The sequence below is a fragment of the Streptomyces laculatispora genome (assembly GCF_017353455.1).
Classification (GTDB): Bacteria; Actinomycetota; Actinomycetes; order Streptomycetales; family Streptomycetaceae; genus Streptomyces; species Streptomyces laculatispora.
The window spans coordinates 1-12,225 of record NZ_JAFMPZ010000472.1 but is presented as its reverse complement, the minus strand read 5'-3'; the positions used below and the strand labels follow the sequence as shown (position 1 = coordinate 12,225).

Genomic DNA, 12,225 nt, shown 5'->3' with positions numbered 1-12,225 from the left:
GTGTTCGCCGCCTACCTCACGGTCACCGTCCTCGGCGCGGTCTTCAACGGCGCCGCCGCCGTCACCTACCTGATCGGCCACGAATACCCCAAGACCCAGGCGGACATGAAGGGCATCCACCGCAGATGGGTGCCGGTGCTGGGCTCGCTGCTCGCGGCGGGCACCGTGGGGCTGCTGGCGGGACTCGCCGTCCCGCTCCTGGGCACCCTCGCAGCCGCCGGCCTCATCCTCTACTTCATCGGCGCGATCATCGCCCACCTGCGGGTGGGCTCCCGCGACATCGTGGGCGGGATCGTGTTCCTCGCCACGGCGGCGGCCGTCCTGGTGCTGGGCCTGCTCGACCACGGCGCCCGGTGAGGAGGGTGGCGCCGGACACGTCATGGGGCATGGGCGCAAACACGCCATTGGTCGCAGGCCCCCTTTCCCCGCCCGGTCGGGGAAGGCAACAATCCTGAACTGCCAGGCCCGGAACGCAGCGTGTGCGGACGAACACTCAAGGGAAGTGGTCTGTGCGCGTGCGCCGCCAGGCATGCCATGCGCAGCGCACGATGACTCTGAGGAGTGGTCCATGGTCGCCCGTCATGACTACCCGGTGATCGACGCCGACAGCCATATCGTCCTTCCCGACTCCGATCAGTGGTGGCGCGGCAGGATTCCGGAGAAGTACGCCGCGTGGATGCCCCAGTACCAGGACGACGTACTGTTCGCGGAGGGCCGCGTCATCGAAGGGCCGTCGGCGACCTTCCACGGCAAGCCCACCCAGGCCGCCTGGTTCGGCAGCACGCAGGGGGCCACGTACACACCGGGCAGCTGGCTGTTCGACGACCCGGCGACCGTGGAAGTGCTCGGCGCACTGCGGCGCGGCGGTCTGGACCCGCAGGACCGCCTCACCGCGATGGACCGTGAAGGGATATCGCAGGCCTACATCTTTCCCTCCAAGGTCCTGGGGCTCCTGCCGGCCCTGCGCAGCTCCGCCTTCGCCCACGAGGTGACCAAGGCGTACAACGACTGGGCGGTCGAGTACTGCTCGGCGGAGACGAGCCGGCTGATGGCCGTCGCCGCGCTGCCCCAGCACGACATCGTGCTCGCCCTCGACGAGGCGCGCAGGGCCTTCGACCGCGGGATCCGTACGGTCATCCTCCGGCCCAACACCGTGGCCGGGACGAATGTCGACGACCCGGTGTACGAAGCTCTCTGGGCATTCTGCGAGAGCCACGCGATGGCGGTCTGCTTCCACGAGGGATTCGGCGTCGCCCGCATTCCGCGGATCGGGACGGAACGTACGCACGACACCATGCAGGGCCATCTGGTCAGCCACACCTTCGAGCACATGACGGCCGTCATGCTGCTGATCACGGGTGGGGTGATGGAGCGGTATCCCGCTCTCAATTTCGCCTTCATGGAAACAGGTGCGGGCTGGGCCCCGTTCTGGCTGAACCGTATGGACGACCACGTCGAGCAGTTCGCCAAGGACCGCGAACCGCTCCCGGAGAAGCCCAGCACCTATTTCAAGCGCCAGTGTTATCTGGGCGTCGAACCGGAGGACCCGCTGCTCCCGATGCTGGTGGAGCAGGGCCTGGAGGAGAACCTGCTGTTCGCCAGCGACTTCCCGCACTTCGACGCCAAGTTCCCCGGGGCGGTGACGTCTCTGGCCGACCGGGGCGACCTCGGCGACGCGGTGAAACGGAAGATCCTTTCCGACAACGCCCGGCGCTTCTTCGGGACCGCCTGATGCCGCCTTCGGTCCCCTCTCTCGACCCGCGGATCGAATCGGTGCTGGCCGAGCTGGAAGCGCGCTCCCGCAAGGAGCAGCAGGAGCTCGAAGTGCTGCGCGCGGCCGGCGGCACGGCGCTGCGCGAGCGCGCCGGGTCCTTCATGCTGGACGTGGGCCCCGAGGTCGGCCTGTTCCTGAACACGCTGGTCCGGGTGGCCGGGGCCCGGACGGTCGTGGAGATCGGCGGCTCGGTGGGCTACTCCACGGTGTGGCTGGCGGAAGCGGTGCGCGCCACGGGCGGGCGCCTCCACTCGATCGAAGTCGACCGGCAGAAGCAGGAGGAGCAGCGCGCCTACCTGACCGCGGCGGGACTGGACGCGTACGTGGAACTGACCAGCCGCGAGGCCCCGGAACTGGTGCCGTCCCTTTCCGCCCCGGTGGATCTCGTCCTGCTCGACCACTGGAAGGAGCTGTACGTCCGGGATTTCGACGCATGCTGGCCGGCCCTGCGCCCAGGAGGCGTGATCGTGGCCGACAACGTCCTGATGCCGCGGAAGAACGCGGAAGTGATCGCGCGATATCGCCATCACCTCAGTGGGATTCCCGACGCGCAGAGCCAAATGCTCGCATTGGGCGACGGACTCGAAGTCACTACAAAGCGTGAAAACGTTCGTATGGACTGAGCGAATTACCGCCCCGGACTCTAACCTCTCCTCCGACAGCGTTGGTACTGAGGCAAAGGCTTGTACGTGAAGATTGGCATCGAGTCAGAACTGCCCACCGTCGACGCCCGGGGCATGGCGGCCGACGAGCGTTCCGTGCAGGCCTTGTTCGGGCGGCTCGCCCGGCAGGAGGGCTTCTCCACCTACTCCGACGCCATCAGCGGGACCGTGGTGGGCGTCAGGTCCCGTCGCGGCAACGGCACGCTGGACGTGGGCAACGACTACGGATTCTGCACGGTGGAGATGGCCCTCCCGCCGGAGGAGGGGTTCGCCGCCGCCCGGGCGGCCTGGCACGACACCCTCGACTCCCTGCTGCTCCCCGCCATGGGAGCGGAAGGGCTGTCCGTACTGGCGCACGGCTGCCAGCCCCGTACGGAGACGCTGGGGCGGGAGTACCTGGCGGACAAGGGGCACTACCAGTTCTGGCTGGCGCAGGCGGAGCGGTTCCCCGGGCACTACGCCTCCGACGCGTGGCCGGGCTTCGCGGCCGTCCAGTTCAACATCGATGTGCCGCTGCCCGAGGTGATGACGGTCTGCAACACGCTGATCAACATGACGCCGCTGCTGTGCGCGTGGGGTGCGAACTCCGCGGTGTTCGGCGAACGCGTCCAGCCCTGGCAGTCGTTGCGGCTGCGTGGCTACATGGAGCTGGCCGAGTCGAACCCGTTCTTCGCCGACCGGCTCCTCTTCCCGCGCCGGACCTACAGCGGCCTGGCGCAGTACATGCGGGACGCCTGGGCCACGCCCGTCTTCGAGGTGACCAGGGCGGGCATGATCTACCGGCCGGTGGTCCCGGCACTGACCACGGAGCAGTTCGCCGCCGCGGGCGAGGCGGAGTTCGTCGACTTCCACGGCGCGAAGCGCACCCTGTCGTGCACGGTCGACGACCTGGCCTCCGGCCTCGTCTTCTACTGGCCCGCGGTCCGCGTCAGGACGCAGCTGGACGAGACGTGCAGCGTGGCGGAGGTCCTCGCCGCGGTGGCGGCCGGGCGCCCGGAGTCGGTCCTGCGCAACGGTGGCCGCGACACCTTCGTCGAGGTCCGGCACCTGCCGACCATGAGCCGCCAGGAAACCTTCTCCTGGCTTGCCATGATCCTGGGCTGGCTGGAGAACATCGAGCAGTGCGCGAAGCTCTTCAGCCCCTGGACCCTCGCCGGGGCGCGTGCGGCCATGCCCCGGGTCCAGGCACACGGCTGGGACGCGGAGGTGGCCGGTGCCCCGTTGGCGCACTGGGCGCAGCAGGCGTTCGCCGTCGCGGACGAGGGGCTCAGGGCGGGGAAGGCCGCGCCGGCCGAGGAGCTGGAGCCGCTGGCCCGGCGGCTGCGGGACCGCACGAACCCCGCGGCGGATGCCACCGCCTGTCTGCGCGCCGAGGGAATCGAGGCGCTGGTCGAGAAGCTGAGGATGTGACGACGTGACCGAGCCGTCCCCGATACCCGCCGCGCCGCCCCGGTACGCGTACAACTTCTGTGCCGGGCCCGCGACACTGCCCCGACCGGTGGCGGAGCGGATCCGCGAGGAGTTCCTGGCCCATGCGGCGGACGGGGCCTCGGTCATCGAGATCAGCCACAAGGGACCGCGGTTCTCCGGCATCCTGGACACCGTGGAGACGCTCTTCCGCCGGCTGTGTGCGCTTCCCCGCAACCACCATCTGTTCTTCATGCACGGCGGTGCGCGGATGCAGTGCTCCGCCGTCCCCCTCAACCTGATCGGCCGGTCCGCCGCCCGCACCGCCGGCTACGTCGAGACGGGGCTGTTCGCCCAGCAGGCGTGTCGTGAGGGAGCGCGCTACGGCACGGTGAGCACCGTCGCCGGCAGCGCGGCCACCGCATTCGACCGCATACCGCCCGTACGGGCGCGGGACTGTCCCGAGGACGCCGCGTTCATCCACCTCACCAGCAACAACACGGTGTACGGCACCCGGTGGAGCGACTTCCCGCAGGACCTGCCCGCACCGCTGGTGGCCGACGCCACCAGCGACATCCTGTCCCGCAGGATCGACCACACCCGGTTCGGTGTGGTGTACGCCGGATTCCAGAAGAACCTGGGGCCCTCCGGCATGGCCCTGGTCACCGTCCGGGACGATCTGGTCGGGCACGCCCTGGCCGGCACACCGAGACTGCTCGACTACGCGGTCCAGGCCGAGACGCGCTCACTCGACAACACACCCAATACGTTCGCCCTGTTCGTCCTGTCCCTGATCCTGGAGTGGGTCCGGGACCAGGGCGGTCTGGCAGCAGTCGAGCGGAACAACGAGGTAAAGGCCGCGCTCCTCTACGGGGAACTCGACCGATCGTCCTTCTACCGCCCCACGGCCCGGCCGGAGTACCGCTCCGTCACCAATATCGTCTTCCGCCTCGCCGACGAGTCGCTGACGGGCGAGTTCCTGGCCCTGGCCGAATCCGAGGGACTGCTCGGCCTGGCCGGTCACCGCACGGTCGGCGGCGTACGCGCCTCCGTCTACAACGGGATGCCGGAGGACGGAGTCCGGGCGCTGGCCGGCTTCCTGCGCGAATTCGAGCGCCTGCGCGGCTGACCGCCCGGCGTGCGCCGGAGAGGCCGGGGCCGGCCGCGGCAGCGGTGACCGGCAGCGGTGCCCGTCCGGTCACCGCCTCTGTCAGCCGCCGGGCGGCTTGCGCAGGGTGAAGGCGTACCGGCCCAGACTGAAGAAGTACTGGCCCGAAGTGGCCAGTTCGCGCAGTTCACCGCTCCAGGCCCGGGTCCGCTCGGCACGGGCGCCCGGGTGGCCGGCGAGGAACGCCTCGATGAAACCGACCTGCCAGTAGCTGTATCTGCCCGGGTCCAGCGCCCGGTCCACGAAGGTCAGCGTGGTCAGCGGCTCCTCCTCGAAGCCGGCCTTCCGCAGCAGCGGGCCCAGCTCCTGGGGAAGGCGCGGATGGGCGACGTGGTCCTCCCAGAGTTCCAGGATGTCCCGCATCCGCTCACGGTCGGCCGAGCGCCACACCAGCGAGTCCCAGTCGGTGTCCAGGATCACCGCGCGGCCACCCGGCCGCAGGACCCGGAACAGCTCGTCCAGCGCCCGCCCGATGTCCTCCACGTACTCGTACACCTGCACCGCCACGGCCACGTCGAACGTCGCGTCCGAGAAAGGGATGCTCTCCGCGCGCCCGGTCCGCAGGTCGACGGCCCCCTGAGCGGCCGTGGCGGTGGCGGCGGCGGTGGCACTGGTGCCGGTGCCGGTGCCCGCACAGCGCGCCCGGGCCAGGCGCAGCATGGAGTCGCTGATGTCGATGCCGCACACCCGCCCCGTGGGGCCGACGTCCCCGCGGAGTTCGGAGAGCAGATAGCCGGGCCCGCACCCGACGTCCAGCACCCGGTCCCCGGCCCGGACAGCGAGCTGGCGGCGCAGGTGGTGGCGCTGGGCGACCATGTCGGCGGTGTGCGCCTCCGTGTCGGCCTCGGTCGCCCGGTCCCCGTCGAAACGCAGCAGCCCCGTCATGAGAGCGGGCCTTCCGCCAGGGCGGCGCCGGGAGGGGAGGGCTCCGCGGGCCGGGTGGCGGCCAGCCATTCCCGCGCCCGGTCCACGGAGAGATCGGTCAGCTCCCGTGCTTCACCGAGATAACGGGAGGGCTCCAGCAGGGCGTCCACGTCGGTGGCGCGGAGCAGGGCGGTGACGGTGGCGTCCGCCAGCAGGCAGTCCCGCAGCCGGGTGCACTCGCTCTGGGCCCGCTGGCTCAGCTCGTACACGAGCGTATGCGCGCTCTGGCGGCCGATCGACGGAGTCAGGGCCAGCATCACCGCCTCCGTACACAGGGACTCGGCAGCGTCCCGCGCGTTCGCGGCCATCCGCCCGCTGTCGACCTGCAGGCCGCAGAGCACTTCGTTCAGCGTGCCCAGCGCGGCCAGTGTGTAAAGCGAGACGTCGGCGACCGCGACCCACTCCATCCGCAGGCCACGCGAGTCCCGCTCGTGTTCCTGCACCATGCTCTCGATCCCGAGAGCGGCATGGGAGCGGGCGAGCCGGGCCAGCAGCACCACCTGGGCAGAGCGCTCCGGATTGCGCTTGTGCGGCATGGTGCTGCTGCCCACCCGGCCGTACTGCCACCCTTCGGACACCTCGCCGACCTCCGGCCGCGACAGCACCCGTATCTCATCTGCGATACGTGCCAGCGTCCCCGTGAGCATGGCCAGCGCGGTCCCGAACTCGGCCACCCGGTCCCGGGCGGCATGCCAGCCGACCACGGGCACACTCAGCTCCAGATCCGTGGCGAACATCTCCAGCAGCTCGCGCCCCCGTCCGCCGAACCCCGCCATGGTGCCGACGCCTCCGGACAGCTGCGCCGTCAGGACCCGTGGCCGTAACTGCCCCAGCCGCTCCGCGTGCCGCAGCAGCTCGTCCAGCCAGCCGGCCACCTTGAGCCCGAACGTGATCGGCAGCGCCGGCTGCCCGTGCGTGCGCCCCGGCATCAGGCTCTCCCGGTGCTCCACCGCGAGGTCGGCCAGGACCGCCGCCATGGTCCGCACCCCGGCGTCCACCTCCGTGAGCACCTCGCGCATCTCCAGGGACTGCGCGGTGTCCTGAATGTCCTGGGTGGTCGCCCCGAGATGCACCATCTCCCCCGACGTGCCCTCGCACGCCTCCTCCAGTCCCCGCAGCAGCGGCACCAGCGAGTGGCCCGTACGGCGGAACTCGGGCGCCAGGGCAGCGAGGTCGATGCGGCCCGGCTCGCACGCACGGGCCACCTGTGCCGCGGTGTCCGGGGCGACCATCCCCAGCCGCTCCTGGCACGACGTCAGTGCCGCTTCCACCCGCAGCCAGCGCTGCAGCCGGCACTGGTCGCAGAAGATCCGCCGGCTGGCCGGGGTCGCGTAACCCCCGCCGTGGAAAAGGGAGTCGGTGATGTGGGCGCGCTGATGTCCGCACGGCTCGGGCCGCCCGGCACGGTCCGGCGCCGTGGAGTGTCTGTTCTCCGGACAGTCACCCGGCAGATCATCCGCGCGGGACGTGCCGGTCTTGAGGTGCTGGTGAGAAACAGCCATGAATCCTCGTATTCCAGAGGTTGCCAGCTTTCCTGTCGGAACCGCTTCGATGCCAGCCGGCGCATCTCCGCAGCGCGCCACAGCATCTGACTTCGTCCTGTCCCCGCGCTAGACCGCATTTCAGCCTCGCTCGGCGACCGATGACCACGCGAGGGCGGGATGCGACGCGGCCACCACGCGTCGCGGAGGCATGACGCGCCCAACTCGCTTGCCATCGAGTGCACTCCAGCTCCTACGATGCGCCGCACCACGGTCTTCCCCCGGCGTGCCGTGCACAGCCCGACAGCGAGGGAGCACAACCATGCGTTACCGCACACTCGGCCGCACCGGCATCGAGGTGAGCACCTACTGCCTGGGCACGATGATGTTCGGCGCGGTCGGCAACCCCGACCACGAGGACAGCGCCCGGATCATCCACGCCGCGATGGACGCGGGCGTCAACTTCGTCGACACGGCGGACATGTACTCGGCCGGTGAGTCCGAGGTGATTGTCGGAAAGGCGCTGCGGGCGTCCGGCCGGCGGGACGAGGTCGTCCTCGCGACGAAGGTCCACTTCCAGATGGGCGAGGGGAGGAACCGGAGCGGCAACTCCCGCCGCTGGATCACCCAGGCCGTGGAAGCGAGCCTGCGGCGGCTCGGCACCGACTGGATCGACCTCTACCAGGTGCACCGCCCGGATCACACCACGGACATCGAGGAGACGCTCGGGGTCCTCGGCGACCTCGTACAAGCCGGCAAGATCAGGGCGTTCGGATCGTCGACGTTCCCCGCCGAGGAGATCGCGGAGGCGCAGCACGTGGCGGAGCGGCGGGGCCTCCAGCGCTTCCGGACCGAGCAGCCCCCGTACTCGGTCCTCGCGCGCGGCGTGGAAACGTCAGTGCTGCCGACGGCCCGGCGGTACGGCATGGGGGTCCTGACCTGGAGCCCGCTCGCCTCCGGCTTCCTGAGCGGCCGCTACCGGTCGGGACGCAGCGTCGATCTCACGTCCGGACGGGCGCAGTTGAACCCCGCACGCTTCGACCCGTCCATCCCGGAGAACATCACCAAGCTGGAGGCCGCCGACAGGCTCGCCGAACTGGCCGCGGACATCGGCTGCACCCTCCCGGAGCTGGCCGTCGCCTTCCCGCTCGCCCATCCGGCCGTCACCTCGGTCATCATCGGCCCCCGCACCGCGGAACAGTGGGAGGCCCTGCTGAAGGGGGCATCGGTGGTCCTGGACGACTCGGCCCTCGACCGCATCGACGAGATCGTCCCGCCCGGCACGAACCTGTACCACCCGGACGGCGCATGGCAGTCCCCCTCCCTGACGGACACCGGCCTCCGCCGCCGCCCGACGGACGAGCGGGCCGCTTCTTGACCTGCCCACCCTCCTGAAGCGGGAGGCCTCGGCCTGCCCGGTGACGGTCGCCATGACGCCCACCCCACCCCACCGCATCGCCGTCGGCCTCCTGCCGACGAGTGGTCTTGCAGTGGGCGGCGTTGATCGAGGACGCGCTGGGCTGAGCGGCGACGCGCGGCCGCCCCGCCGAGGGGCGATGTCACAACTCCGCGTCGCCGGTTCGTCGTTCAGGGGAACGGCATCCCGCAACGGGGTGCCGGGCATCACCGTTCCCCACAGAACCGGAGATATCGTGTTCGCCGCCTATGTCACGGTCACCGTCCTCGGCGTGGTCTTCAACGGGGCCGCCGCCGTCACCTACCTGATCGGCCACGAATACCCCAAGACCCAGGCGGACATGAAGGGCATCCACCGCAGATGGGTGCCGGTGCTGGGCTCGCTGCTCGCGGCGGGCACCGTGGGGCTGCTGGCGGGACTCGCCGTGCCGCTCCTGGGCACCCTCGCCGCCGTCGGCCTCATCCTCTACTTCATCGGCGCGATCACCGCCCACCTCCGGGTGGGCTCCCGCGACATCGTCGGCGGCATCGTGTTCCTCGCCACGGCGGCGGCCGTCCTGGTGCTGGGCCTGCTCGACCACGGCGCCTGGTAGCCACGGCACGGATATCCTGCTCCGTCCTGAACAGGCCAGGGAGGCCCCGCATCATGAGCAGCACCACGTCACCCTTTCCCGACCGGATCGAGCTCACGGGGGAGGGACTCGTCCTGCGCGACTGGACGGAGGCCGACCTGGCCTCGATGCCGGATCTGTTCGACCACGCCGACATCGCGCACTGGACCCCGATCGTCTCGCCCTTCGACGAGGAGGCCGCCCGGACCCGCCTGGACAAGGCCCGGCGCCTGAGGAAGGAGGGCTCGACCATCCTGCTCACCATCACCGTTGACGGCAGCGCACCGCTGGGCGAGGTAATGCTGCGGCGCGCCCCCGAGGGCACGGAGATCGGTTACGCGGTCGGCCCGGCCCACCGGGGCCACGGTCTGGCCGCACGGGCGGTACGGGTGATGGCCGCTTACGCCTTCGAGGAGCTGGGGGCGGAACAGGTGATCCTGGAGCTTGAGGCCGACAACGCCGCCAGCGTCGGGGCGGCCACGAGGGCGGGCTTCAGCCTGCTCGACGTACCGCTGATCGAGGGCGAGGAGAAGGGACGGCCCTACATCCTGCAGACGTGGGGCCTGGACCGTCCCTGACGGTGCGGGGCGCTGCCTTACTGAGGCCCGCCGATGGCGAGCGCGAGCTTCCACATGCCGGTCGAGGGGTTCACTTCCAGCTCCTTGCCGTCCGGAGCCAGCTGCCTCGCCCGGCGGACCGCCTCGCGCCAGCCGTCCTCGTAGTGACGGAAGTCAAGGCCCGTCTTGGAGTACCGCCCGGCGTGTGCTTGTTCAGAATCGGAACAAGCCGGTCGTAGGAGGGTGCGTGCTTGCGGTGATCGGTGAAGTGCAGCAGCAGCCACACTTCGAAGCACGGGTTCGACAGCGCGATCCCGATGCGGTTGCGGTCGGCTTCACGTAGGGCCTGATCGATATCGGTGAACTCGTCGACATCCAGGACGCACCACGCCTCGTCGTAGGCATCGTCTGCCGTCTCCAGCAGCTTCACCGTGTGCGCGACGACTTGGGAGGGAGCCTTGGGATGCTTGACGATCTTGATCGATACGGCTGGATTCCGGGCGGCATGCTTGAGGCCCTGGACGTAGGCGTGTTCTGTCACCTCGGCGCCGCAGACGACCAGTAATCGCAGGCGCGGGGTGCGAAGCTCGGTTCTCCTGCCGAGCTGGGAATCCCGTGAGGGACGCTTGCGCCCGTCCGGCTTAGGTTGCCGCGCCATTCTGTTCCCCCCGTGTGGCCAGTGCCTTGGCAAGGCTCTCGTCGATGAACGGCACTCCGCCGTAGCTGCCCCCCAGGTAGCGGCGCTCGTGGTTCTCGCCGACGCGTGGTTTGAACTCGGACAGGGCGAACAGTCTCGTCTCCCCGTACTGGTCCTTTTCCACGAACCACACCTGATCCCGCTTGAGGATGTCCTCGCCGTCGACACGACCGAGCAGGCTGGCGTCGTGGGAGGTGAAGACGAGTTGTGCGCCGCGCGGGTTGGTCTCCGGCTCCTGGAAGAGCTTGATGAGCTGGGTGGTGAGCAGTGGGTGAAGGCTGGAGTCGATCTCGTCGACGATGAGCGTGCCGCCTCGGCGCAGTACGGACAGAAATCGCGGAGCCTGCTCCAGCAGCGCCTTGGTGCCCGCGGACTCCTCGTGGAGTTCCATGCGGACTACGCCGGTGCGCCCGCGGTGGCCGATCCACGGTCGCACGGTCTCCCGCGGCCCTCTTTCCGCCAGCCTGGCGAGCTCACGCTGGGGTACCCGTCCGCCGTACAGTCGACGCAGGGCGTCCTCGTCCATGACCTGACGCTCGGTGCCGTACGCCTCGATACCCAGGTCGGCCGAGCGCAGGAGAGCCAAGAGGCCGGGAGTGTCCCAGGCCGGTGCCGGCGTCCCCGGAGCGATTCCCAGCGGCGAGCGAAGGCGGCCCTCGCTGAACTTCAGGCCTGTCGCGAACCAGTCGTAGACGGGGCGGAAGTCCTTCTGCTTGGAGCGTGCGGCCATGGTCAGGAACAGCACATTCGATTCGGTGATGTTCTCGACCAGTTCCAGTTCACGTCTGGCCTGTGTGTCACCCGGATTCACTTCGCCCTCGTAGCGCTCGAAGATCTTGCGCTTCTTTCCGAGCGGGTAGCTGTAGAGCCATTCGTCGAGGACTCGCTCGTCGTCGATGCTGAAGCCGTAGGTGTAGCGCACCCCGTCCAGCGAGAGATCCACCACGTACCAGGACGGCTCGTCGGCAGCCGAGTCATCCAGGCGGAACGCGCTGCGGGCGATGCCCCCACCGGGCTCCGCATCGCGATGCGAGTTCAGGACCATCCCGGCCATGTACTCCAGTGCGCCCACGAGGTTCGATTTCCCTGCGGCGTTGGCACCGAAGAGGCCCGCCACGGGGACTGCGGCCCAGTCCGTACCCGTAGGACGGTCCGCGTCGTAGGCGGGATGAAGTTGGAGTTCTTGTTCCTCGCGGATCGAGCGATGGTTCGACATCCTGAAGTTCAGCAGCATGTGGGCCCTCCCCTCTGTGATTTTCCGCCTATGTGCGCAAGTGAAACGCGCAATATGGGGTCTGGCAACCTTTAGCAAGGGATTTCGCGGCCCTTTAGCCCTACAGGCTCAGTCTGCGGGTCACGGCGGTGGAGGCGAGGCCGAGCGAGAGGGTTCGGCTCAGGGGGCTTTGAGGAGGTCGCGGAGTCCGGCGACGAGTTGGGTGACATCGCGTTCGACCGGCGGGCCCGCCTGGGTGTTGGCGGTGGCGGTTTCGGGCTGGCGGCAGGGTTGGCAGAGGCCGTCGGGGAGGGC

General features: G+C 69.6%; 12 protein-coding genes. 8 read left to right on the top strand and 4 right to left on the bottom strand.

The window, feature by feature from the left end; all coding sequences use genetic code 11:
- The 5 genes from J1C73_RS23300 to serC all read left to right on the top strand — a co-directional run bounded on the left by J1C73_RS23300 (window position 1) and on the right by serC (window position 4,972).
- Window positions 1–357, top strand: a complete 357-nt coding sequence (locus J1C73_RS23300; protein WP_207318138.1) for a DoxX family protein — start codon at window positions 1–3, stop codon at window positions 355–357.
- Between the two features lie 211 nt (window positions 358–568).
- The gene (locus tag J1C73_RS23295) at window positions 569–1,732 is read left to right on the top strand and encodes an amidohydrolase family protein (RefSeq protein WP_207318137.1); all 1,164 of its coding nucleotides are present in this window, start codon (window positions 569–571) and stop codon (window positions 1,730–1,732) included.
- A gap of 41 nt (window positions 1,733–1,773) precedes the next feature.
- The gene (locus J1C73_RS23290; RefSeq protein WP_307797780.1) at window positions 1,774–2,397 is read left to right on the top strand and encodes an O-methyltransferase; all 624 of its coding nucleotides are present in this window, start codon (window positions 1,774–1,776) and stop codon (window positions 2,395–2,397) included.
- A gap of 66 nt (window positions 2,398–2,463) precedes the next feature.
- Window positions 2,464–3,846 carry a glutamate-cysteine ligase family protein gene (locus J1C73_RS23285; RefSeq protein ID WP_207318135.1) on the top strand — a complete coding sequence of 461 codons (1,383 nt, stop codon included), beginning with the start codon at window positions 2,464–2,466 and terminating at the stop codon, window positions 3,844–3,846.
- Window positions 3,847–3,850: 4 nt separating this feature from the next.
- Window positions 3,851–4,972 carry a 3-phosphoserine/phosphohydroxythreonine transaminase gene (gene serC / locus J1C73_RS23280; RefSeq protein WP_307797779.1) on the top strand — a complete coding sequence of 374 codons (1,122 nt, stop codon included), beginning with the start codon at window positions 3,851–3,853 and terminating at the stop codon, window positions 4,970–4,972.
- 81 nt (window positions 4,973–5,053) lie between these two features.
- Here serC and J1C73_RS23275 read toward each other — a convergent pair whose 3' ends face one another.
- Complete coding sequence (locus J1C73_RS23275) at window positions 5,054–5,896, bottom strand: methyltransferase domain-containing protein (protein ID WP_207318134.1); 843 nt, start codon at window positions 5,894–5,896, stop codon at window positions 5,054–5,056.
- The gene (locus J1C73_RS23270; protein WP_207318133.1) at window positions 5,893–7,437 is read right to left on the bottom strand and encodes a class-II fumarase/aspartase family protein; all 1,545 of its coding nucleotides are present in this window, start codon (window positions 7,435–7,437) and stop codon (window positions 5,893–5,895) included. Before J1C73_RS23270 ends, J1C73_RS23275 begins: the two co-directional genes overlap by 4 nt.
- A 301-nt stretch (window positions 7,438–7,738) precedes the next feature.
- On the opposite strand from J1C73_RS23270, the gene J1C73_RS23265 reads away from it, so the two are divergent.
- The 3 genes from J1C73_RS23265 (at window position 7,739) to J1C73_RS23255 (ending at window position 10,021) form a co-directional block, all read left to right on the top strand.
- Window positions 7,739–8,794 (top strand): aldo/keto reductase, encoded by a 1,056-nt coding sequence (locus J1C73_RS23265; RefSeq protein WP_207318132.1) that lies wholly within the window; start codon window positions 7,739–7,741, stop codon window positions 8,792–8,794.
- A gap of 274 nt (window positions 8,795–9,068) precedes the next feature.
- On the top strand, window positions 9,069–9,425 hold the full coding sequence (locus J1C73_RS23260) for a DoxX family protein (RefSeq protein WP_207318131.1): 357 nt from the start codon (window positions 9,069–9,071) through the stop codon (window positions 9,423–9,425).
- A 53-nt stretch (window positions 9,426–9,478) separates the two neighbouring features.
- Window positions 9,479–10,021, top strand: a complete 543-nt coding sequence (locus J1C73_RS23255; RefSeq protein ID WP_207318130.1) for a GNAT family N-acetyltransferase — start codon at window positions 9,479–9,481, stop codon at window positions 10,019–10,021.
- 70 nt (window positions 10,022–10,091) lie between these two features.
- On the opposite strand, the gene J1C73_RS23250 is transcribed toward J1C73_RS23255, so the two are convergent.
- Together J1C73_RS23250 and J1C73_RS23245 are read right to left on the bottom strand one after the other, a co-directional pair.
- On the bottom strand, window positions 10,092–10,658 hold the full coding sequence (locus J1C73_RS23250) for an RloB family protein (RefSeq protein WP_242644585.1): 567 nt from the start codon (window positions 10,656–10,658) through the stop codon (window positions 10,092–10,094).
- Window positions 10,642–11,931 carry an AAA family ATPase gene (locus J1C73_RS23245; protein WP_207318129.1) on the bottom strand — a complete coding sequence of 430 codons (1,290 nt, stop codon included), beginning with the start codon at window positions 11,929–11,931 and terminating at the stop codon, window positions 10,642–10,644. The genes J1C73_RS23250 and J1C73_RS23245 overlap by 17 nt, the downstream gene beginning before the upstream one ends.
- Window positions 11,932–12,225: the final 294 nt, after the last annotated feature.

Coding starts and splice junctions, on each gene's coding strand:
- J1C73_RS23295 (WP_207318137.1), top strand. CDS start 569: ATGGTCGCCCGTCATGACTACCCGGTGATCGACGCCGACAGCCATATC.
- J1C73_RS23275 (WP_207318134.1), bottom strand. CDS start 5,896: ATGACGGGGCTGCTGCGTTTCGACGGGGACCGGGCGACCGAGGCCGAC.
- J1C73_RS23270 (WP_207318133.1), bottom strand. CDS start 7,437: ATGGCTGTTTCTCACCAGCACCTCAAGACCGGCACGTCCCGCGCGGAT.
- J1C73_RS23265 (WP_207318132.1), top strand. CDS start 7,739: ATGCGTTACCGCACACTCGGCCGCACCGGCATCGAGGTGAGCACCTAC.
- J1C73_RS23255 (WP_207318130.1), top strand. CDS start 9,479: ATGAGCAGCACCACGTCACCCTTTCCCGACCGGATCGAGCTCACGGGG.
- J1C73_RS23250 (WP_242644585.1), bottom strand. CDS start 10,658: ATGGCGCGGCAACCTAAGCCGGACGGGCGCAAGCGTCCCTCACGGGAT.
- J1C73_RS23245 (WP_207318129.1), bottom strand. CDS start 11,931: ATGCTGCTGAACTTCAGGATGTCGAACCATCGCTCGATCCGCGAGGAA.